Annotated in this window: 1 protein-coding gene; it reads right to left on the bottom strand. The window is 73.9% G+C overall.

Annotated features, from left to right (window positions below):
• Positions 1-509, bottom strand: a 509-nt coding sequence (locus FV227_RS28615) for a PRC-barrel domain-containing protein (RefSeq protein ID WP_246688388.1), incomplete at its 3' end; no start/stop codon positions are given.
• Positions 510-1100: the final 591 nt, after the last annotated feature.

Genomic DNA, 1100 nt, shown 5'->3' with positions numbered 1-1100 from the left:
GCCGTGGGGGCGGGCGCGGGCTGGGCGGCGGCCGGTGCCGTCGCCTGCTCGCCGTCCGGGCCGGGGCTCGCCGGGCCGAGGACCACGATCGGCTCGCCGGCCTTGTACTCGGGCGAGACGCGGACCTGATTGCGGCTCAGCTGCAACGACAGCCGCCCGACCTTGCCGTCGGAGGTGAAGCGGAGCGCCCGCCAGTCGACCGCGATCTTGCGCGAGCCGACGCCGAGGAAGCCGCCGAAATCGATGATCGCCGCGCGCGGGCGCCCCTCCTTGTCGATGATCAGGTCGATCACCCGGCCGAGCTCGTCGCCGTTGGCGCTGCGCACGCTCTTGCCCAGCACGCTCTCGTAATCCTGGGTGTCGAGGACGGTGGCGGGGGTGCCCTGCTGGGCCTGCGGCGGCGCGGTCGGGGCGACCGGGGGCGGCGCGGCCGGTGTCGCCGGCGCGGTCTCGCTGCCGGCCGGCGGGGTCTGCGGCGCGGGCGTCTGCGCCATCGGCGCCTGAGCCATGACGGACGCGCTCCCGAGGAGGGCGGTCCAGAGGGTGATCGTCGCGGTCGCGATCATCCGGATCGGTGTGGTCACGCAAGGTCCTCAAGTGCTGGCGTCGGCGCGGCGCGGCCGTGGCGACGCGCGGGTGTCTCCGCCGCATCGTCACGGGTTACGAGAGCACGACCTTCGCATGCCGTTCGACCAAGGCGAAGTTGTGAATCGCGTCCGGTCGTCCGACCCGCACGTTTTGGTGTGCAGGTTTCGCGCCGCACGTTTCGGGCCGCGTGCATCCGCTCCGATGCTCCCGATCGGTCGGCGAAGGCCTCGCGCCGCGTCCCGGGATGGACGCGGCGGCGTCTGGTTTTCGCCCAAACTGCATCGTAGAGAGGCCGTCAACGACATGACGGCGGCCCGGTCCCACCTTGGCCGCCACGAGAAGACAGGACTTCACCGCCCATGGCTGCCTCGCCTCTGCCTGCCTCGCCTTCGACCGCCGCGGGTCGCCTCCGCCGCCCGCTCGCGCTGACGGCCACCGCCCTCTGCCTCGGCGCGGCCCTGGCCGGATGCCAGGCGCTCGGCGGGGCGCTGGGCGGCGGCGGCGGCGTGATG

Origin of the sequence: Methylobacterium sp. WL119, from assembly GCF_008039875.1 — a bacterium.
In the GTDB taxonomy this organism is placed as follows: domain Bacteria; phylum Pseudomonadota; class Alphaproteobacteria; order Rhizobiales; family Beijerinckiaceae; genus Methylobacterium.
Note: the sequence above shows the minus strand (reverse complement) of the source record. Positions and strands in the feature narration are given on the sequence as shown.